The organism is Brevibacillus borstelensis (assembly GCF_003710865.1).
GTDB classification, from domain to species: domain Bacteria; phylum Bacillota; class Bacilli; order Brevibacillales; family Brevibacillaceae; genus Brevibacillus; species Brevibacillus borstelensis.
In genome coordinates this window covers 46,029-65,193 of record NZ_RHHO01000033.1, presented here as the reverse complement: position 1 = coordinate 65,193, position 19,165 = coordinate 46,029, and the positions used below count along the sequence as shown (strand labels likewise).

The window sequence follows — 19,165 nt, the reverse complement described above, 5'->3', positions numbered from 1 at the left end:
CACTAAATATTTTAAATATTATTATTTTTCCTGTTTATACTGACATCAACATCTGTTTATGTTACTTTTGCTTTAATCCATTCCACGCGGATATGTGTTCACCTTAAACAAACAGTTCTACAGGGGGTTTACGCCATGAAAAGGTTGGGCCTGTTGCCCAAGGTTATTATCGCAATTATTTTGGGGATTCTGATCGGCTCCATTTCACCGGAGGCAGTCATTAAGGCATTGGCTACATACAGCGGGCTTTTTGGCAATTTTCTTGGTTTTGCCATCCCGTTGATCATCATTGGTTTCATCGCGCCGGGTATTGGCGAGCTCGGCAAAGGAGCCGGGAAGCTCCTCGGATTGACGACCGCTGTCGCGTACGGTTCCACCATTATTGCCGGCACAATCGCCTATCTTGTAAGTTCCGGGCTGTTCCCCAACATTCTGGAGGTTGGAGGATTGACCAAAACGTTTGCCAATCCGGAAGAAGCGCTTGTCCAGCCTTACTTTTCCGTGGATATGCCTCCGATCATGGGCGTTATGACCGCACTTTTGCTGGCATTTACCCTTGGCTTGGGCGCTTCCGTGATCAAGGGAGACTCGCTCCAGCGGGTCATGGTTGACTTGAGGGAGATCGTGGAGAAAATGATCTCTTCGGTGATCATTCCGCTGCTGCCTTACCACATCTTGTCCGTTTTTGCGAACCTCACTTATGGCGGGCAGGTCAGTATGATCCTGTCTGTATTCGCCAAGGTGTTTGTGATTATTATCGCGATGCATTTGCTTTACCTGGTCATCCAGTACATTGTAGCCGGACAGTTCGGACGGAAAAATCCGTTTGTTCTTTTGAAGAACATGATGCCGGCTTACTTTACCGCGATCGGGACACAGTCTTCTGCAGCCACCATCCCGGTAACCCTGCGTCAAACAAAGGAAAACAAAGTCACGGATAAAATTGCCGACTTCGTAATCCCGCTGTGTGCGACCATTCACCTGTCGGGCAGCACCATTACCCTGGTTTCCTGTTCTATGGCAGTCATGATGCTGAACGGCATGTCCACATCTTTCTCAGTCATGTTTCCGTTTATTCTCATGCTCGGTATCACGATGGTTGCCGCCCCGGGCGTTCCCGGCGGTGCGGTCATGGCAGCGCTCGGTCTCCTGGAATCGATGCTCGGCTTCAGCACCACGCTCACGTCCTTGATGATAGCCCTGTACATCGCTCAGGACAGCTTCGGTACAGCCTGCAACGTGACAGGAGACGGCGCAATTGCAGTCATTACAGACGGATTGAGCAAGTCCAAAGCAGCGTAAAGCTGGCTGGATGAGCTATTTCAGAACGATTGAAAAAACGCAAAAAAAGAAACTGCACCCATTTGTCAGCGATTGCGAACATATGGGGTGCAGTTTTTCTATGAATGAACGTTTTCTGTGGCTGCATTTTACTTCGGGCTTTCGTCGTAGGTGACAAACTCTCCTACCGGCTTGCGATAGCCCCTCGGTCTCTGGCTGGAAGTATCCTCTTTTCCGAGTGCAATCAGCATGACCGGCACGTAGCGTTCGGGAATGTCGAGGGCCTCTCGGAGCGCCTCGGGGTCAAAACCGATCATCGGGCAGGTATCCCAGCCTTTTTCCTTGGCGACCAGCATCAATTGCATGGCAGACAAGCTGGCATTGCGGATGGCCTCTTCTCTCGCGAATACCTCTCCGCGATCCAGATAAAACTGAACAGTTTCCCTGACCATTTGATCATACTCCTGTTGGTTGTATACGCCGAGATGCAGAAGTCCTTCATAAATCCGCCCCGCCTGCTCATAAGCCAGCGTATCTCCCAGAACGACAATTGCCGCTGATGCGGTTTGAACCTTGTACTGCCGGTAAGCGGCCTCATAGACCTTTTCCTTCAAATGCGGGTCCGTTACCACAATGTAATGGGCATGCTGCAGGTTGAATGCGGAAGGAGCATACTTTACAAGAGCAAAAATGTCATCCAGTTCTCCTTTTTGAAATCTCCTGCCCTTTTATAAATTTGCTGGCAGAGCGTCGTTCCTTTATAACCGAAACCAGGTACTTCATCGTTCTCTCTCCTCTGCTTTTCCCCGAAGACGAACTATGTACGAAATGTAATCAGCACTACTGACTATGTCCCTGGGATTTTGAATGCGTTTTTACGTTACTAAAAGTAAGTATATAATTATGGTAGATAAGTAAAGCAGTTTCCGTATCTACTCCCTTTTATTTACGAAGCTGGAAACATTTTTCCGACTTTTTCGTCTTATTCTATACAGACCGGTAAAGGAGGAATCTCTCTTGCCAATGTGGGCCTTTTTGCTGTATCTTTTTGCAGGATTCATGGTTTTCGGGATTGTTTATGAGCTGACAATAAACAAGAAGCGGAGAAGCGAACGTCTGTCGGAGAGCGTAAAACATGAGGGACGTGCAAATATCGTTTACAAGGAACAGTTTTTAGACGAGCAGCGAAATCACATCCACGATAGATTCCCTTAACATTCGATACTTATTGATCCCCAGTCCTTTCGGCACTGGGGTTTTTTCCGCCCATTTCTGTCGGACAATGCTCCGACAGGGCGAATACCCCGTATACTGCTACTGGAAAACAGATAGAAACCTTGAGAGGAGTGTCATTCGCACCATGCAACCGTATTACCAGCAGCCAATTGATCCTTCGACCGGTTATCCTTCTGCCGGTTATCCCTCTGCCGGCTATCCCTCTGCCGGTTATCCCTCCCACAATTATCAAGCGTATCTGGAGGAGTATGCTTATCCTGTTCAATGGAGAAGACGCAGGAGACCTCGAATAGACTTTGTTTTTCCGTTTGTCTTTCCGTTTCATTTTGGATTCCGCCAGCCCTTCTATCCATACTATCCTCCGTTTCCTTCCCCCTACCCGTACTATTATCCGTATGGCTACTGGCCGGTTTCCGGAGTGGAAGAATCTCAATGACATAGAAACAAAAAAGCGGTCTGAAATAACTGATGGAAAACGTAAAAAAGGCATCTGCCCTTTTCAGGAGGCAGTGCCTTTTTCTTCTTTTTCACGCATTATTCTTTTTTAGGCTGGCCCTGCCCGGTTGGGACTTTGTCCCGCTCCCGATTTGGGCGACCTTGACTTTGCTTTTGGCGATCCTTTCCACCGTCTCGTGCGTTCTTATCCGATCTGTATTTAGGCTTGTCTCCCCGTTCTTTGCGCTCTCCCGCTCCCTGCCCCTGATTGCGGTCATTTCGCTCTGCGCGGTGCTGCCTGGGATGAACGCGCTTGCGCTCTTTGCGCTCTACAAAGATCTCATCGTCCACTTGACTTTCCCTCGCGGTATCCCCGCTGAGGTCATCGCGATCATCTGCTTGCTGATCAGATGTATATGGAGTAGCTTTCACCTTTTTCAGGACAAAATAGGGACAGCCGAAATTACAAAACTCATGCAAATACTCGTCCAGAGCGGAAATTCGCTGCTCAAACGGCACTTTCCGGTTGGTGCTTTCGTAAAAACCACGTAAGCGGAGCTGGCCGTAACCCCAATCGCCCACAATATAATCGTACTTGTCAAGAATGTCGCTGTAGCGCTCTTTAAACGCTTCCGAATTCCAACCGTCGCGATTGTCTTCCATGACCTCATAAGTGCCTGCTTGGGTGCGAATCAAGGCCGCTTCCTCCTTACCAATGCATACTACGTCCATCTTACCACATTTTTTGCAGAGAGAGATAAAATTCCCACGAAAACGAGACCAGCTCCGAGGACACCCTAGCTGTAGGGGGTGGAACCATTGAATAAAAAAACTTGGTTGCTTCAAGCAGTTGCAGGTATTGCTCTGTTGACTTCCGCATGTGCGAACAACGCTGCGCCTGACGCCAATCGTCCTAACGGCACTACGGTCAATCAAGCCGCTCCGCGTCTTTTCAATGCTGACAAAGCGGGTGTCTACAACAATGCACCCGGGTTGCCGGACAATGCCAGAACAAACTTTCCGTATACTAACGCCAACCGTCCTGCTGGTATTGCCGGGACCGGGTTCGGCACGGCCGGAACCGGAAACGGTACTGCCGGAACCGGGTTCGGGGCTGCCGGAACCGGAACTGGATTCGGTACCATGAACGGGACCGCCGGGACAACCCGAGGCACTGTCTTTGGGGATACAGGCTACAACGGCGGCATCAACAGCTACAACGCCTTTACGGACAATGGCATGCGCCCTCTGAATCGCGCCGGTACCAACAACCAGTCGATTTACCGTACCAATCAAGGTGCTGGTACAATGGCGACCAACACGATGCCGCACATGGGTTATGCCCAGGCACATCGCGCTGACATGCAAGCTGCCGGTGTTGGCGGTGCGAATGGCACAGGCTTTGGCGGTGGTGCCAATAACGTCTTCGTGGATCGCGATGCACTGGCCCGTGCAGTGGGCAATGTGACTGTCAGCTGCCCTGGGGTAGATCGTTCCACCGTCCTGGTGACAGACGAAGAAGTATTCGTCGGTCTCAATACGCAAGGCCCGGATGGACGGACAGCAAAGGATCAGGCGAGAATGAACGCGATGTCGGTTTCTCCTCGTTACTACAAAGTGTACGTAACGGACAACCAACAAGACATTGACGAGATTTCCCGAATTGCGAGCCGCACTTCCAACGGCCCGGTTACGAGGGCTGAAGACACTCGTCAAATCGACGCCTTGATCAAGCGGATGGGCGGAACAGTGGACGGCGAAGAAATGCGCACAAAAGGGTCAACGATGACGACCGAAAACAATCGTACCAACAAAGCAAAACAAGGTATGGGAACCTCCTCCCGATAAATGCGTAAAACCCCTATGCTCGCATAGGGGTTCTTTTATCATTGCGCTTGTGCAATTGTCGCTTTGGCTGCATTCGCCTGTTCATGAGCATGGTAGGAGCTGCGTACCAGCGGCCCTGCTTCCACATGGGAAAATCCGCGACGCATGCCCTCCTCTTTCAAGCGGACGAACTCGTCAGGGTGGTAGTACTTTTCAACAGAAAGGTGCTTTTTAGTCGGCTGCAGGTATTGACCGATCGTCATGATGTTGACATCGACGCTGCGCAGGTCATCCATCGTCTCTATGATTTCTTCGAACGTTTCGCCTACACCGATCATCAGGCTGGACTTGGTCGGAATGTCAGGCTGAAATTCCTTTGCCTTTTTCAAAAGCTCCAGCGTACGGTCGTACTTCGCCCGGGCTCTGACTCGGTCGGACATGCGGCGAACTGCCTCAATGTTGTGGTTCAGGACGTCCGGACGGGCATCCATCACTACCTTGAGCGCATCCCAGTTCCCCATAAAATCAGGGATCAGCACTTCTACGGTAGCAAGTGGCAAGCGCCGGCGAATAGCGCGAATCGTTTCTGCAAAAACAGTTGCTCCTCCGTCTGCCAGGTCGTCACGGGCAACAGAAGTTACGACGACATGCTTCAAGCCCATTTGCTCCGAGGCCTCCGCAACGCGTTCCGGTTCTGCCAGATCAAGCTCAGTGGGCAGCCCCGTTTTTACCGCACAGAATCGACAAGCACGCGTACATATATCGCCCAAAATCATAAAAGTGGCGGTTCGATTGGCCCAGCACTCGTGGATGTTGGGGCATTTCGCCTCTTCACATACTGTATGTAGCGTCTGACTGCGCATCGTTTGCTTTAATTCTCTGAAGTTGGCCAGTTCTTTTCCTGATACAAGGTTGATCTTGAGCCACTCCGGCTTGCGTTGCGACATTAGGGCTCACTCCTCATTGGACTTGGGTCTCTCCATTCATTATAGAGTTTGCTCTGGAATGGGGCAACACCTGTATAATTATCCGTTTATCAGCATCCTCTTTTAGCCGGTCCCTCCAACCGATATACTAAGAAGAACCAATACTGACAACAATGGGGAGGGAGCAACCATGGAACGTGTCATCGAGGTGCGCGGACACATTATCCGCGATAACATTCTCAAGCAAATCGACGCTTCTGTCGTACAGTACAACGGGCGTTACCGCGTTTTGGAATTATCCGTAGGCGATCAGGTAGACGACGAATCAGTCGCTAAGATCGCTCTTAACCTGCCGGAAGACAAGCTCGAGCTGATTTTAAACGAGCTGATCAACCTCGGCTGTACGATTCCTACCGGGGAAGAGGCTCCAACGATCAAACTGGCGGAAAAGGACAAGGTGGTGCCTGACGATTTTTACTCTACCACCAATCATGCCACCGAAGTGTTTCTGAACGGCAAATGGGTCCGGGCCAAGCATCAGCGGATGGATGCCTGTCTTGTGGTCAAGGGCGAAGAGGTTCAGTGCGTCAAGCTGCGCGATATTAAAAAGGACGATCATGTCATTTGCGGCAGCAACGGAGTTCGTCTCGTCCTGCAACCGACAGAGGAACGCTCCTCCGAATTTTCTTTCATGAACAATGAAGTAAGCTCGGAGCGCCGTGTCGAAGTCATCGTCAAGCAGTTGGCAGAAGAAATGCGGGACATTCGCAAACGCAACGGTCGCATTGTGTTCGTCGCCGGTCCCGTCGTCATTCACACTGGCGGGCAGGAAGCTTTTCAGAACATGATTCGCAAAGGCTATGTAAATGCACTGCTCTCGGGGAATGCACTCGCCGTGCACGATATTGAAAGAGCGCTGTTCGGGACGTCCCTCGGCGTCAACCTGGACACCGGATCAGTGGTCCGCGGCGGGCACAAAAACCACATGCGGGCGATCAATGCGATCAATCGTTCCGGCTCCATCGCGGAAGCGGTAGCGGATCAAACCTTGAAAAGCGGAATCATGTACGAGTGTGTCAAACACCAGGTGCCCTTCGTGCTGGCCGGTTCCATCCGCGATGACGGTCCGCTTCCGGACACCTTGATGGACCTGATCGAAGCGCAGGCCCGATACGCGGATCAGGTCGCCGACGCGGAAATGGTCGTCATGCTGTCTACGATGCTGCATGCGATCGGAACAGGCAATATGATGCCGAGCTGGATCAAAACCGTCTGTGTGGATATCAACCCTGCCGTTGTCACCAAGCTGATGGACCGCGGTTCCGCCCAAACCGTCGGCGTCGTAACCGATGTCGGCTTGTTCCTGACGATGCTGGACAAGGAATTAAACTGAAGTAAAAAAATGTAATACATGTAAAAGCCTCCAGAAAGGACCTTTTCCTGTCTGGAGGCTTTTTGTATCTTTCCTATATTTGCGTCTCGCTGCTGGCCGTTTCCCTCAAGGAATGCAGGCAGTGGCGGTCTGATCCCTGCAGAAGCGGCTGCAACAGCTTGCTCTCCCGATCTGTGCAGGTAAACAAAAAAATCTGATATTCCTCAGCCAGCCGCATGACCGTATGGAGGGCTCGCTCCAGCCTTTCCGGATCGTAATGGACAAAATGGTCGTCCAAAAACAGGGGCAGCGGCTCCGTCTGTTGGCTGACATGCCTGTGAAGCGCCAGTCGCTGGGCAAAGTAAAGCTGGTCCTGCGTTCCCGAAGAGCAAAAATCATGCTCGACAATTCGCTGGTGCGGCTTGTCCCAGACCTTTATGCCAAATTTCTCCTGGGGGTCCAGCCTGACTTCCTCATATTTGCCTCCGGTCATTTGGGCCATGATGTCGGAGGCAATCCGATTGACCGCGGGTGACAGCTCTTTGTTCCATTCGTGTAAAGTCTGCTGCAGCGTATCCCTGGCGAGAGTGAGCGCTTCCCGGTTCAATTGCAGTTGGCGCAGCCCCTCGACCGCCTCCTCGTAATCCCCGCGTACTTTTGCCAGTGAGACCTCATCCTGCTGGCCCAGCTCTCCCGATGCCCTGGCGATGCGCTCCCGAATTGCGAGGAGCTCCCGATCCAGCTCTTTGGCCTCGCGCTCAAGGGTTGTCCGTTCCTGCTCGCGTACTGCCTTTTCTTGTTCCAGCAGTGCCCGCAAAGCTTCTCCCCACTCTTTTATCAGGCGGGCTCTCTCCTCCTGGCGTTTCCACTCTTGCGCTGCCAGACTCGCTTGTCTGTCTTGCACGCGGTTTTTCCGCTCCTCCCTCATGATCAGGAAGGCATCCCAGTCAGCGGCATTCCACTTTTGCAAAAGCTGCTGCAGCTCCTGGTCGCAGCGGGCAGCCTTGTCCTGCCAGGCTTGCCATTCGTGCTCGTTGCCGGCGGAACGATTTTCTCTCTGCCTTGTCTGTCCCCGATTCGCGGCTGCAGCCGCAAGGGCACATGCAGCTGAGATTCCTGCAGCGATCCAGCCGACCGGAGCGTTGCCCGCAAGCAGAAATAATGCGGCGACGACCAGGCTCGCCAGACAGCTTGTCCACCACAGACGGACTTTTCCGGTCCGCTTCTCTTTCCCCCGGCCCACACGGCTCGGAGCGGTCCTAAGCGCCGCTTCAGCCAACCGGTCGGCTTGCTCCTTGTACTCGTCTCGCTCCTTCCGCAATTCCAATGCCTGCCGGTAAGCCGCTTCCAGCTTTTCCAAAGCATCGCTTTCAGGTACGTCCGCATTTCCTTTGTCTTGTTCAGCTTCACCCCAATCCCCCTGGGCAGCCAAAACTGACTGAACCTGGCGATGCAGCGCACGCTCTTCTTCTGTGCGGGCTGTCGCTTCCCACTGCGGCCAGCCTTCCTCATCAGGCTCCCTGTAGCTGTCCTGCCATCTCCTTTGCCAAGCCTGCTCCTCCTTTTGCAGGACGAGAAGCCGCTGCCGCATCCGCTCCCGGGTCCGCTCCATTTCCTGCTTTGCCTTCTCCCAGTGGGCGATCTGCTGCGTCAATGTTTGAACGGCTGCCCAGCCGGCTTCCGCTTCGGCCAGCTCCTGTTCTCTTTGCGCGACCAGCGCTCCTGCCTTGCCAAGCAGCGTATTTTCCGCCCGTTCCTTTTTTCCGATCAGCGTCAATTCCTTGTCCAGGGCTGCCAGCATTCTGTTTACCGCCGGATCAGCTTCGCTCGTGCCAAACAGCGAAGGCAGGAGGTATTCCGAAGCTTCCAGCGGACTTCTCCTGATCCAGGTCAGGTCAGTAAACAAGCTGCGTGTCAAGCCGAGATGGAGCTCAAGAAAGTTTCGTTCTTTGCGCCGGTCTTCCTGATACAGGTTCGTTACCTCTGTCCAGTCGGGGTCGAGAAAAACCTGAGCCTGTTCCCTTTCCTTTTCCAGACGGCGGTGAAGCCGATAGCGCCTGCCGTCTACCTCGTAGAGAACGCTAAGCTCGTAGCTGCCCGAATGCCACGGGAAGTATTTGTCGTACTCGGGCAAATACCGGGCGGAACGAACATAATCCCGCTTCAGCCCGTACAGCGAAGCAAATATCGCCTGAAGCAGCGTAGATTTTCCCGCTTCGTTGGGAGCGGCAAATACATTCAGTCCCGGGGCGAAGCGAAAATCGGCTCCGCGCCATTTGCCAAAGCCTTTGATCGATAGCTCGTGAATCTTCATCCGATCATTCCTCCGATCCGCTCCAGCGCTATTTTCATGGCCATGCGAGCCACTGCCTGGCGCTGTTCATCGGAAGACGCGGCCGCAGCCGCTTCCTCTTCGGCGAGACGCTGCAGCCAGCGTCCCCAGATGCCGCCCTCGGCGATCAGCTTGCCCGCATCCAGGTCCGGTCTCGTCCGGTCTGCGATGCGGATGGCAAAAAAGCGGGAAAAGCGCTTTTCGAGCACATCTGTAGCTGGCGTAAAATGTACGGGCCTGTTCCCTGTCAAGGTGATGTCCAAAATTTGCCCGTCCTGCACATCGGCCAGCCCGCTTTCCAGTATGTCGGCGACTTGATCGACCGTTTCCGCCCCTTGTATATCGATCTCCCGTCTCACGATCATTCGCGTTTGGACCGGGAGCTCCTCAAGCAATAGCTCGCCCGCTTCATTCAGTTCGCCGTACAGGACGTGACGGGGCCCGCTTTCTTTGACAGACAAGCCTTCGGGAGAACCCGGGTATGCGGCAAACGTCCGTCTATGTACCGGATGAGCGAAGCGCGCAGGCTTGTGGATATGTCCGAGCGCAATGTAATCCATTCCCGTTTCTGCGAGCTGCTCTATGGTTACCGGTGCGTACGGATGATGCTCCTCGCCTCCCCCGTTGACCACACTGGCGTGCAAAACCATCAGATGGTGCCGGTAGCCAGGCAGCTTTCCGGGGAATTCCGCCAACGGCGACTCGTACACATGCGGCTGGGGAAAGCCCCATCCGTAGACGACGCAAGACTTTTCGGGAAATTCGAAAGCCCCCCACTCCGGCGTAAACCAGTACACGTTTCCCGGCCACTCCAACGACTGGTAAAAGGAATCGGCCCGCCACGGGTCGTGATTCCCCGGAGCGATACAGACCGGTGTAGGAGCCACGCTGGCAAACAGATCACGCAAAAAAATCGCCGTGGTTCTTCTCCCGCCATGCAGCTCCATGAGGTCACCGGCGATCAGCCAAACATCTGCCCGCTTTTCCAACACGAGATCCCGAACCGTCCGCATCGTCCGCCGAAAGTCGTCCTGCCTCAGCTCATAAGAAACGGACATGGCACGGATCGGCGCGTCCAGGTGGACGTCAGCTATATGAATAAACGACAACATGAAAACTCACTCCTTGGCATGACAGACTGCTGGAGGAAATGGTACACTTTGGTCAGCAGATTCCCCTGTCTCATACACGAACATATTTTCCCTTTTATGATACAGGAAAAGAGTACCGGATAAAAGGAGCGATTGCTGTGCGTATTGCCTATTTGGACTGTTTTTCGGGAATTAGCGGCGACATGCTGCTCGCTGCACTGGTCGATGCGGGTGCGAACCGCGAAACGATTGAACGTGAACTGCGCAAGCTGCCGCTGGGGAATTTCCGCATGGAGTGGAAGACGGTGGTGAAAAAAGGGGTCAGCTCGCTAAAGCTGGATGTGATCGATGAAGAGCTGGAGAAGCTCAAAGCGCTGAAAACATTGCCGGTGCTAAACATCGGACATCATCACGATCACAGCCATGATCACGGACATCACCACCACGAGCACGATCACAGCCATGATCACGGACATCATCATCACCGCAGGTACAAAGAAATTTCTGCGATGATCGACGAGGCTGACTTCTCACCGCGTGTGACCGCCCGAGCGCAAGCGATCTTCGAGAAAATCGCCATTGCCGAAGCCAAAATTCACAATGTGCCGGTAGATACGGTTCATTTTCATGAAGTAGGGGCGCTGGATTCAATCGTCGACGTCGTCGGCATCGCCCTGGCTTTGGAAGACCTGGACATTGATCAGTTGTACAGCGGCCCTGTTCCGACCGGAAACGGCTACGTCCGCTGTGACCATGGCCTGTACCCGGTCCCTGCACCCGCGACGATGGAAATGCTGAAAGGAATTCCGCTTCGCCAAACAGACATACAAAAAGAGCTGACTACTCCGACCGGAGCAGGGGTTGCGGCCGCCTTGGTCAAGCAGTTCGGGCCGCTTCCGGCGATGACCGTGGACGCCATCGGCTACGGGGCAGGGACCCGCGATCTTCCCGATCAGCCTAACGTACTGCGGGTGCTGGTCGGCACTATGTGATCTCATTTAAGTCCAAGACATCCGGAAGCAAAAAAGCCTTGTCCGCAAAATCAGGACAAGGCTTTTTCATGTCTGCTGCCACTGCTCTGCATGAGGCAGGCCCACGGATGCACAAGCTTCCGATCAAGCCTCGCGGAGCAGGCGCAGGAATTCACGCATGAATCCCGGAAGGTCAGGCCATGCGTGGGCTGACACGAGGTTATTGTGAACGTGCAGAGGTTCCGTGCGATAAATGGCTCCGCACGCTTCTACATCTGGGCGGCATGCCTGGTAGGCAGTCATCTCGCGGTCGCGAACGTGCTCGCCTACGAGCGCCAGCACCTGCGAACCGTGACAAATGGCGGCCACAGGCTTGTTTGCCTCAAAAAAGTGAGTCAGGATCGGTTTCAAATGCTCGTTCAGCCGGATATATTCAGGGGCACGGCCCCCCGGAATGATCAGGCCGTCGTATTCCTCCGGATTTACATCCGCAAAAGCCACATGCGAGGCCAGTTGATAAGCAGGCTTTTCCGTATAGGTTTCACTGTGGGCTTCGAAATCGTGGCAGACCGTGTGCAGCGTCTTTTTGGCAGGCGAAGCGATGACGGCCTCCAGCCCCTCCTCCAGGCAGCGATAATAGGGGTAAAAGATCTCCAAAGCTTCCACCGCGTCACCGGTTACAATCAGCACCTTTTTGCTCATAGTACAGCCTCCCCGCTGGTTTTTTGAGGAAAAAAACCTCTCTCTACCCATTTCTTCACGGACCGATGAACTCCTGCTGGCAGCATCACGCGTCAGCGTACTTTCATCGCAAGGGCAAGCGAAAGCGCCTCTTGATGCACCTGCTTCACCGGGATGCCGGCTTCTTTCGCCAATTGAGCACAAACGGCATACTCCGGTGAACACTGTACCTGTTTTCCGCGGTGCAGCCCGATTTTTACGGGAACCTCGCCCCATTGTGTTTTCACGGTTGCGAACTGTCTTGCCAGCCGATGGCAGGCCACGGGGAAATACCTGATACCGAAGGTGGTTGTCTCCTGAAACAAGACAGATTTAAGTTCTTCCAGTCTGCTCTGGTAGCACAAGACCTGCACCAATACGCCCGGCCTGCTTTTTTTCATCGTAACCGGAAGAAAGTGGACATCGTTGGCTCCCGCCTCAAGCAAACGCTCCATGGCGTGGGCCATCCATTCCGGACTGCTGTCGTCCAGATTGGCCTGCAGGAGGAACATCCCTTCGTCAATATGTTCAACGCCGTGATCGCGGTATTCACGGACCACAGGAATGCCCGTCCGTGATTCTGCACAGCCGGCAGGGTCGTTCATATCGGCAAAGAAGACAGCCACTCCATCTCCGGCCTCCACGCGCTTTATCTTGCCGCTGATCGTCCCGATCGGTTTTGCCCCGGTCTCCTGCAGCCACAGCAGCACAAGCGGAGAAAACTGTTCTGGCGGAATGTGCGGGTCCTCATGTACGTTCCATCCATCCAGCAAGGGCAGAGCGGCTACCGGCAATCTGGCCGGAATCACCAAAGGCTGAACGAGGATTTGCACATTTTTTCTGCACGCTTCCGGCTCTATCACGGTCCATAGCTGTCGCAACGCCTCCGTTTCCTTTTGCCATACGTCGGGTGGGCATGTGGTGCGAAAGTTCTCGGCACGCTGCAAAAAAGCCTCGAAATGCGTCTTATGCGGCTGGACCGCCTGATTTTGATTTGCAGCTCCCGGACGGACCTTCTGGTTTGCAACTCCCAGCCGGGCCTCCTGATTTTCTGCTTCCGCCCGAACCCGTCCTGCAAGTCCGCTGCACGCTGCACCTTCCACCTGCTCCAGAGAATCAATCCCGGCCTTCTCCCACAACCGCAGCAGCGGACCACGCAATTTGTGGAAAAACAGCGGCTGATCGCCTCTTATCATCATCGTCTGCATCCAGTTTCCTCCGTTCTGTCTTCTGATACGATCATACACCAAAACCCGGGGTTGGCCCATTCTGGCTCCCGGGACTGGCAAAAACTATCTCGGATAATCACAGTGTGCTGGCAGAACCTACAAAGGAGAATACTGCTGGAGGGAGACGGGCATGACTACGTTTCGCCTGATGATGCAAATCAGTTTGTGCGTACTCTTAACCTTGTGTTCATGGCCTCCTGTTTCACAGGCAGCTTTGTCCGTCCCGGCGGCTACTTCAGGAGATCCCATCTATCAGGAACGACTGGCGCTGTTTCAGCGCTTTGAATCCGTATACGGCATTCCCTGGTCATATCTGGCGGCGGTGGATCAGTACGAGCGTTCCATCAACAAACGCTCAAGGCAAAAAGACAACCGGCAGCAAGCTCCCCAGCGCTTGACAGCCATTGAGATTCCTCCTGCCTTGTGGGGCGGACCATTGAACCCGGACGACCGGGATGCCACTCCCGCTTCCATCCAATTTTTCGGCGGACTGGGTGTGGATGGAGATGGGGACGGCAGAGCAGACAGGGAAAATGATGTCGACGTGCTGACTACGATGACCCTGTTTCTGTCTCGATACGGCTTTACCCGCGAGGATTGGAAGATCGGGCTCTGGTCGTATTACAAACGCGACAGGGCCGTTAAAACGATCGACCAGTTTGCTTCTGTCTTCGAGAAATTTCAGCGGCTTGATCTGGATGACCACCATTTTCCCATCCCGAAACGCTACACATACAGCTATCGCAGTACATGGGGCGATCCCCGCGGCTGGGGAGGCAGACGTATCCACGAGGGAACGGACATCTTCGCCGGATACGGCACGCCGGTGCTAAGCACAGGCTATGGAGTAATTGAAGTCGTCGGTTGGAACCGCTACGGCGGATGGCGGATCGGCATGCGAGACATCGGCAACGTCTATCACTATTTCGCCCACCTTTCTTCGTTTAAAAAGGGTTTGAAACCGGGCGATATCGTGGAGCCGGGAGAAGTGATCGGGTACGTCGGCAGCTCCGGCTATGGAAAACCTGGCACCTCCGGCAAGTTTCCGCCCCACCTGCACTACGGCATGTACAGTGACACGGGGAGCAATGAGTGGGCGTTCGATCCGTATCCTTACTTGAAGCGATGGGAGCGGCAGATGTACAGCAAAAAGAAAAAGCGGTGAAGATGAGCGCGGGAATTGCTCTCCCGCGTCTTTTGGCTGCTTGCCAGTATGCAGACACAGCTTGTTCGATTGGTTGGTTCCTCCGTTTTCCAAACTTTCCTTTTACCATTGACACGGACATTTCCCCTACATACAATCAAGATAGAAAAACTGGACGTTCGTCCAAAAAAGTTGGTGCATATCTGATGACTCGTTCTCCCCGTGCACAGGCCAAAGCAGAAGCAAAGCGGGCCCATCTGATCGAACAGGCGACTCGATGTCTCGCCGAAAAAGGCTACGCCTCTGTCTCGCTTCGGGATATCGCCCGAGAATCGGGAGTCTCTCTCGGGATATTGCACTATTACTTTGCCAGCAAGGAAGACCTGCTGCTCTCCGTTATTTCCGGTTACAAGGAACGTTTTTTACAAGAGCTGGAGGAAGATCTCATCTTGGGTCCTGTCACCGGGTGGCAGACGCGCCTGTCTTCGCTTTTGCGCAAGGTTATGACAGAAGACCGCAACCTCCACCGTCTCTGGTACGACTTACAGGTGCAGGCCATGTACGTCGACGCCTTCCGCCAGCCTGTCCGAGAGATTCGCGAACGGCTTTACACCCTGATCTCGCGGATGCTGGAAAAACTGCTTTCTGAAAAAGGGCAGAACACCCCGCCGCCATCCCAGGAATGGGTACATCTCCTCTACACTGCGCTGGACGGCATGTTCTTCCAGGCCCTGCTGATGGAACCAGAGCAAGCAGACCGAATGATCGCCAAACTGGACAGCGACTTGTCCCGGCTGCTGGCTATGCTTTTCGACTCCCATAAGACGAGGTGAAGCAAATGGGCACTCTCACACTGCGCAATCCGGCTACCGGAGAAGTGATGGGGACACTGCAGGAAAACTCCCCTGAAGAGGTTCACAAGGCCATGGAACGGGCCAGACTGGCATTTGGTCATTGGGGCAGCACGCCTGTTTCCGCGCGGGTTCACTACCTTCGCAACCTCCGCCATTATTTGGTGGAGCATGGCGAAGAACTGGCGAAAAAAATCAGTGAGGCGACCGGCAAAGTGGCATTGGAAGCGTACATGACCGAGATTTTCGTGACCGCAGACACCATCCGCTTCTATGAAAAAAACGCGGAGCGCATGCTGGCACCCCGCAAAGTGCCGACGCCGATCGCCCTCTCTCCGAAGAAGTCGTCTATTCACTACCAGCCGATGGGCGTTGTCGCCGTCATCTCTCCCTGGAACTATCCGTTTCAACTGTCTGTCGTTCCGGTTCTCTCGGCACTGATTGCGGGGAATACCGTCATTTTGAAGCCTTCCGAGATAACTCCCGGGGTCGGTGTGCTGATCGAGGAGCTGTTTCAGGCTGTCCCTGCCCCGCAGCACATCGTCCAGGTGCTGCACGGAGGCAGACAAGTCGGGCAAGCGCTGGTGGCGGCGCGGCCGGACAAAATCTTTTTCACTGGTTCGGTAGCCACAGGGAAAAAGATCATGGCACAGGCTGCGGAGCATTTGATCCCGGTAGAATTGGAGCTCGGCGGCAAAGACCCGATGATCGTGCTGGAGGACGCCCATCTCGAACGGGCGGCAAACGGCGCTGTTTGGGGTGCCTTTACCAACTCCGGGCAGGTTTGCATGTCTGTTGAGCGCGTCTACGTGCATGAACGCGTCTACCCGGAATTCCTTCGCCTGGTCAAAGAAAAAACAGCAGCCCTGCGTCACGGTTTTCCCGATCAGGCCGAAGTCGGCTCGATGACCTCGCCGCAGCAGATTGGCATCGTTCGGCAGCATGTCGAAGAGGCGCTGGCCAAAGGGGCGATTGCAGAGCTCGGCGGGAGCTTTTCCGAGGACGGCATGTTTTTGCCACCTACAATACTGACCGGCGTAACCCATGAGATGAAAATCATGCGGGAGGAGACATTTGGCCCGATCCTGCCCATCATGACCTTTTCCACAGAGGAAGAGGCGATTCGTCTCGCCAATGATACGCCCTACGGCTTGAACGCCTCCGTCTGGTCACAGAACAAAGCAAAGGCAAAAAGAGTCGCACTCCAGCTCGAGAGCGGCAATGTCTGCATCAACGACGTCATTATCAGCTTCGCCAATCCCAACCTTCCGTTCGGCGGTGTCAAACAGAGCGGCATCGGGCGCTATCGCGGCCCTGAAGGCTTGCAAGCCTTTACCCATGCTGTCTCGATCATCCACGACCCCGGGAAGAAGAAACGCGAGATCAACTGGTACCCGTATACGGAGGAGCAGCAGACGCTGTTTGTCGGCTTGACCAAGACGTTGTTTGGCAAGGGACAAACCTGGAACAGCCGAAATCTGCTTGCTGCCTGGCGAGAGTGGAAACGTCTGTTTTAGCTTGCCGCAAAACCGCTAATTCATCGTACCTGTTCCGATAATCTCCACCTTCGCTTTTACCCGAAACTCAGCCTTCTGATACAGCTCAAGACCGATTGATCGGCCCCACTCCCCGCGGTATTTTTGCCGGAAGCTCTCTTCGATACTTGCGGGGTCCCACTTTTTCTTTTGAAGCTTTTTGAGCAGCAATGTGATCTCTTTTTCTATTTCCGCTCCTAACTTTCTGGTGATTTCACTGCGCTCCGAAGGGTCCTCCAGATTTCGCGCACCCGTATACCCGAACAGGATGCCGCGAACCTCGACCGCAACATCCACGACTGGCTTGTTGAGAGCCCCGTTGCTGCGCACCTTTGAATGGGAGCGGATAATATCAAAGACTAGCTGTGACCTTTTTCCGGCAGCGTATTCATCTTCGATTATGAAACTGATGGAGGGAAGATGCCTGCGTCCCTTTACCATCTGTATGAATCGCCCTTCCCTTTGCGAAAGGGTACCAACCATATGCTCTCCCCGAAAAGCCGCAACCCCTGAAATGACGATTTCCCCATCTTCCTTTTTCAAATACGGAAGCTCGGGATCGCTCACCTGATTGGTCAGCATGAAAACAAGGTCGTGAAGCGTGGCAAAGGACGTGAACGCCGTCTCCTCTCTGGGACGCAAAAGATTGTTCAGATACGTATTGATCTCCGGCTTGTTTTCGTACTTGCCTTTGATGACATCCTCCGCCTTGCCACCCACAACAGCCACGACCACATTCTCTCCGACGGCCGGATTCCGGTAGAAATCGAGGATCGTCTCGCGAAGCCCCCATTCGCGGACGAATTTTTCGCCAAACAGGATCACCCTTAATTGGGAAAGCGATATGGTTCGATCCGCCTTGCTAGACAGCATAATCGTCGCTTCGCTCGGGATTTTGCTGACCGCTGCATACAACTGTGTACTTTCCTTTTCTTTCTCCGAGGGTACTGGTACAGAAACGGATACCTTCATATGCTTCTTGTCGACATAGTCGATACCCATGACACCGATCAGGGCCATATCTTCGAGCGTCGGCTTCTCGATCTCGGGAGCGCATCCGCTGCCAGACAGCGCACAAACGGCCAGCAGCGGCCCGAACATCAGCCTTCTCCATCGCGCGCTTTTCACAGCGTGTCTCCTCCCCGCTTTTCCCGAATGGCATGCAATAGCAGAAGCACCAACGGCCAGAGGATGACCCCGTAAGCAAAGTAGATGCTTCCATTTCCATACAATAAAATTTCCATGGGGATCGGAAGCGGACCGCGGACGCTGAAATATACGATTATGGTCGCGATGTACAAGTGCAGGACACTGTTTTTTCTCCTCCACCGGTCTATGCCTTTTTTCGCCATCCACAGATAGCCAGCGCCTGTTGAAAGAACTAAAAACACCCAGAGGCCAATCCCGAGATTCTCCACTCGCTCTATGAAGGACAGCTCCACGGCCTTGAACAGATTCAGAATGGGATAAACGACTTGCGTAACCTGCCATACCGAAAAATAGCTGACACTGGCAATGAGGACGAACACATAGATAGCGCAGACAACCCACAGCCCAATCGATGCGTGCCTGAAGACTTGTTCCTTCTTTTGCACGTAGGGGTAATAAAAAAGGATGAGCTCGTAACCGAGGAAACTGAAGAACCCATTATGGACTCCTGCAACGATCTCCATGACATTTACCTGAAACAGCGGGAAAATATGCATGATGTTCCCTTTTTGAAACCCCCACTGCAGGTAATACAGCATCCAAAAAGTAAAAAAGAAGGTCAAGATGCAAAAACGGGCGATCGCTTTGATCCCCCCGAGAGAAATATAGATCATGACCGAAAGCAAACCCAAGAGCGGATACGTGATTGTCGACGTATTCAGCATGGATGTTTGCACCAGTCTGATATAGCCAGCAGAGATGGACGCCACCATGAGCAAGCCGTAAACAATCAGGACACCGTTCACTGCGTAGCCAAGCCATTTTCCAAGAAGCTTTTCATTGATGACAAACAAAGTGTCGCCAGGGTAACGCCTGCAAAGAGCCACCATGGGAAAAAGCGTCAAGTGCGCTAGGAGGCACATCACTACCGGCATCCACCATTGATCGTATCCAAGCATGCTCAGGCTGTGCGGCAAGGTCAGCAGATTCATGCCCACAATCACGTTGATGATCAAAAACGTGACATGGAACGGATTCAATTTTTCAAGCTTCCCTTTATCCATCG

At 53.6% G+C, this 19,165-nt stretch carries 16 protein-coding genes and 1 pseudogene; 8 read left to right on the top strand and 9 right to left on the bottom strand.

Going from position 1 to position 19,165, the window contains the following annotated elements; genetic code table 11:
* Positions 1–135 precede the first annotated feature (135 nt).
* Positions 136–1,302, top strand: coding sequence for a dicarboxylate/amino acid:cation symporter (locus EDM54_RS16265; protein ID WP_003389731.1), 1,167 nt, complete (start codon positions 136–138; stop codon positions 1,300–1,302).
* Positions 1,303–1,430: 128 nt separating this feature from the next.
* On the opposite strand, the pseudogene EDM54_RS16260 reads toward EDM54_RS16265, so the two are convergent.
* Positions 1,431–2,064, bottom strand: a pseudogene (locus tag EDM54_RS16260) (nitroreductase family protein).
* A gap of 577 nt (positions 2,065–2,641) precedes the next feature.
* Between EDM54_RS16260 and EDM54_RS16250 the strand changes: the two are divergent.
* Entirely contained in the window at positions 2,642–2,953 is a 312-nt protein-coding gene (locus EDM54_RS16250) for a hypothetical protein (RefSeq protein WP_122958458.1), read from the top strand.
* A 98-nt stretch (positions 2,954–3,051) separates the two neighbouring features.
* Here EDM54_RS16250 and EDM54_RS16245 read toward each other — a convergent pair whose 3' ends face one another.
* Positions 3,052–3,648, bottom strand: coding sequence for a YutD family protein (locus EDM54_RS16245; protein WP_003392309.1), 597 nt, complete (start codon positions 3,646–3,648; stop codon positions 3,052–3,054).
* Between the two features lie 114 nt (positions 3,649–3,762).
* On the opposite strand from EDM54_RS16245, the gene EDM54_RS16240 reads away from it, so the two are divergent.
* On the top strand, positions 3,763–4,800 hold the full coding sequence (locus EDM54_RS16240; protein ID WP_024983081.1) for a YhcN/YlaJ family sporulation lipoprotein: 1,038 nt from the start codon (positions 3,763–3,765) through the stop codon (positions 4,798–4,800).
* Positions 4,801–4,838: 38 nt separating this feature from the next.
* Here EDM54_RS16240 and lipA read toward each other — a convergent pair whose 3' ends face one another.
* On the bottom strand, positions 4,839–5,726 hold the full coding sequence (gene lipA / locus EDM54_RS16235; RefSeq protein WP_024983080.1) for a lipoyl synthase: 888 nt from the start codon (positions 5,724–5,726) through the stop codon (positions 4,839–4,841).
* Positions 5,727–5,895: 169 nt separating this feature from the next.
* Between lipA and EDM54_RS16230 the strand changes: the two genes are divergently transcribed.
* Positions 5,896–7,098 carry an ornithine cyclodeaminase, nickel-pincer nucleotide-dependent gene (locus tag EDM54_RS16230; protein ID WP_003392315.1) on the top strand — a complete coding sequence of 401 codons (1,203 nt, stop codon included), beginning with the start codon at positions 5,896–5,898 and terminating at the stop codon, positions 7,096–7,098.
* A gap of 73 nt (positions 7,099–7,171) precedes the next feature.
* Here the strand turns inward: EDM54_RS16230 and EDM54_RS16225 are convergent, their stop codons facing one another.
* Positions 7,172–9,391, bottom strand: a complete 2,220-nt coding sequence (locus EDM54_RS16225; protein WP_122958457.1) for an ATP-binding protein — start codon at positions 9,389–9,391, stop codon at positions 7,172–7,174.
* The gene (locus EDM54_RS16220) at positions 9,388–10,521 is read right to left on the bottom strand and encodes a metallophosphoesterase family protein (protein WP_122958456.1); all 1,134 of its coding nucleotides are present in this window, start codon (positions 10,519–10,521) and stop codon (positions 9,388–9,390) included. Before EDM54_RS16220 ends, EDM54_RS16225 begins: the two co-directional genes overlap by 4 nt.
* A gap of 137 nt (positions 10,522–10,658) precedes the next feature.
* On the opposite strand from EDM54_RS16220, the gene larC reads away from it, so the two are divergent.
* A complete protein-coding gene (gene larC / locus EDM54_RS16215; RefSeq protein ID WP_122958521.1) occupies positions 10,659–11,492 on the top strand; it encodes a nickel pincer cofactor biosynthesis protein LarC in 834 nt (277 codons plus the stop codon).
* Positions 11,493–11,615: 123 nt separating this feature from the next.
* Here larC and EDM54_RS16210 read toward each other — a convergent pair whose 3' ends face one another.
* Positions 11,616–12,173, bottom strand: a complete 558-nt coding sequence (locus EDM54_RS16210) for a DJ-1/PfpI family protein (protein WP_003392322.1) — start codon at positions 12,171–12,173, stop codon at positions 11,616–11,618.
* A gap of 92 nt (positions 12,174–12,265) precedes the next feature.
* Entirely contained in the window at positions 12,266–13,399 is a 1,134-nt protein-coding gene (larC2, locus tag EDM54_RS16205; protein WP_255320265.1) for a nickel pincer cofactor biosynthesis protein LarC2, read from the bottom strand.
* Positions 13,400–13,550: 151 nt separating this feature from the next.
* On the opposite strand from larC2, the gene EDM54_RS16200 reads away from it, so the two are divergent.
* The 3 genes from EDM54_RS16200 to EDM54_RS16190 all read left to right on the top strand — a co-directional run bounded on the left by EDM54_RS16200 (position 13,551) and on the right by EDM54_RS16190 (position 16,932).
* Positions 13,551–14,585, top strand: a complete 1,035-nt coding sequence (locus EDM54_RS16200; protein ID WP_003392327.1) for a M23 family metallopeptidase — start codon at positions 13,551–13,553, stop codon at positions 14,583–14,585.
* Positions 14,586–14,770: 185 nt separating this feature from the next.
* Positions 14,771–15,397 carry a TetR/AcrR family transcriptional regulator gene (locus tag EDM54_RS16195; RefSeq protein WP_024983074.1) on the top strand — a complete coding sequence of 209 codons (627 nt, stop codon included), beginning with the start codon at positions 14,771–14,773 and terminating at the stop codon, positions 15,395–15,397.
* 5 nt (positions 15,398–15,402) lie between these two features.
* Positions 15,403–16,932, top strand: a complete 1,530-nt coding sequence (locus EDM54_RS16190; RefSeq protein ID WP_003392330.1) for an aldehyde dehydrogenase family protein — start codon at positions 15,403–15,405, stop codon at positions 16,930–16,932.
* Between the two features lie 15 nt (positions 16,933–16,947).
* Here EDM54_RS16190 and EDM54_RS16185 read toward each other — a convergent pair whose 3' ends face one another.
* Together EDM54_RS16185 and EDM54_RS16180 are read right to left on the bottom strand one after the other, a co-directional pair.
* Positions 16,948–18,078: a Ger(x)C family spore germination protein gene (locus EDM54_RS16185; RefSeq protein WP_003392332.1), complete on the bottom strand. Its 1,131-nt coding sequence runs from the start codon at positions 18,076–18,078 to the stop codon at positions 16,948–16,950.
* A complete protein-coding gene (locus EDM54_RS16180; protein WP_003392335.1) occupies positions 18,075–19,163 on the bottom strand; it encodes a GerAB/ArcD/ProY family transporter in 1,089 nt (362 codons plus the stop codon). Before EDM54_RS16180 ends, EDM54_RS16185 begins: the two co-directional genes overlap by 4 nt.
* Positions 19,164–19,165: the final 2 nt, after the last annotated feature.

What these genes read in the sequence shown, in the direction of transcription:
- EDM54_RS16230 (WP_003392315.1), top strand. Translation starts at nt 5,896, where the DNA reads ATGGAACGTGTCATCGAGGTGCGCGGACACATTATCCGCGATAACATT.
- EDM54_RS16190 (WP_003392330.1), top strand. Translation starts at nt 15,403, where the DNA reads ATGGGCACTCTCACACTGCGCAATCCGGCTACCGGAGAAGTGATGGGG.
- EDM54_RS16225 (WP_122958457.1), bottom strand. Translation starts at nt 9,391, where the DNA reads ATGAAGATTCACGAGCTATCGATCAAAGGCTTTGGCAAATGGCGCGGA.
- lipA (WP_024983080.1), bottom strand. Translation starts at nt 5,726, where the DNA reads ATGTCGCAACGCAAGCCGGAGTGGCTCAAGATCAACCTTGTATCAGGA.
- EDM54_RS16195 (WP_024983074.1), top strand. Translation starts at nt 14,771, where the DNA reads ATGACTCGTTCTCCCCGTGCACAGGCCAAAGCAGAAGCAAAGCGGGCC.
- EDM54_RS16250 (WP_122958458.1), top strand. Translation starts at nt 2,642, where the DNA reads ATGCAACCGTATTACCAGCAGCCAATTGATCCTTCGACCGGTTATCCT.
- EDM54_RS16180 (WP_003392335.1), bottom strand. Translation starts at nt 19,163, where the DNA reads ATGGATAAAGGGAAGCTTGAAAAATTGAATCCGTTCCATGTCACGTTT.
- EDM54_RS16200 (WP_003392327.1), top strand. Translation starts at nt 13,551, where the DNA reads ATGACTACGTTTCGCCTGATGATGCAAATCAGTTTGTGCGTACTCTTA.
- EDM54_RS16210 (WP_003392322.1), bottom strand. Translation starts at nt 12,173, where the DNA reads ATGAGCAAAAAGGTGCTGATTGTAACCGGTGACGCGGTGGAAGCTTTG.
- EDM54_RS16220 (WP_122958456.1), bottom strand. Translation starts at nt 10,521, where the DNA reads ATGTTGTCGTTTATTCATATAGCTGACGTCCACCTGGACGCGCCGATC.
- larC2 (WP_255320265.1), bottom strand. Translation starts at nt 13,399, where the DNA reads ATGCAGACGATGATGATAAGAGGCGATCAGCCGCTGTTTTTCCACAAA.
- EDM54_RS16265 (WP_003389731.1), top strand. Translation starts at nt 136, where the DNA reads ATGAAAAGGTTGGGCCTGTTGCCCAAGGTTATTATCGCAATTATTTTG.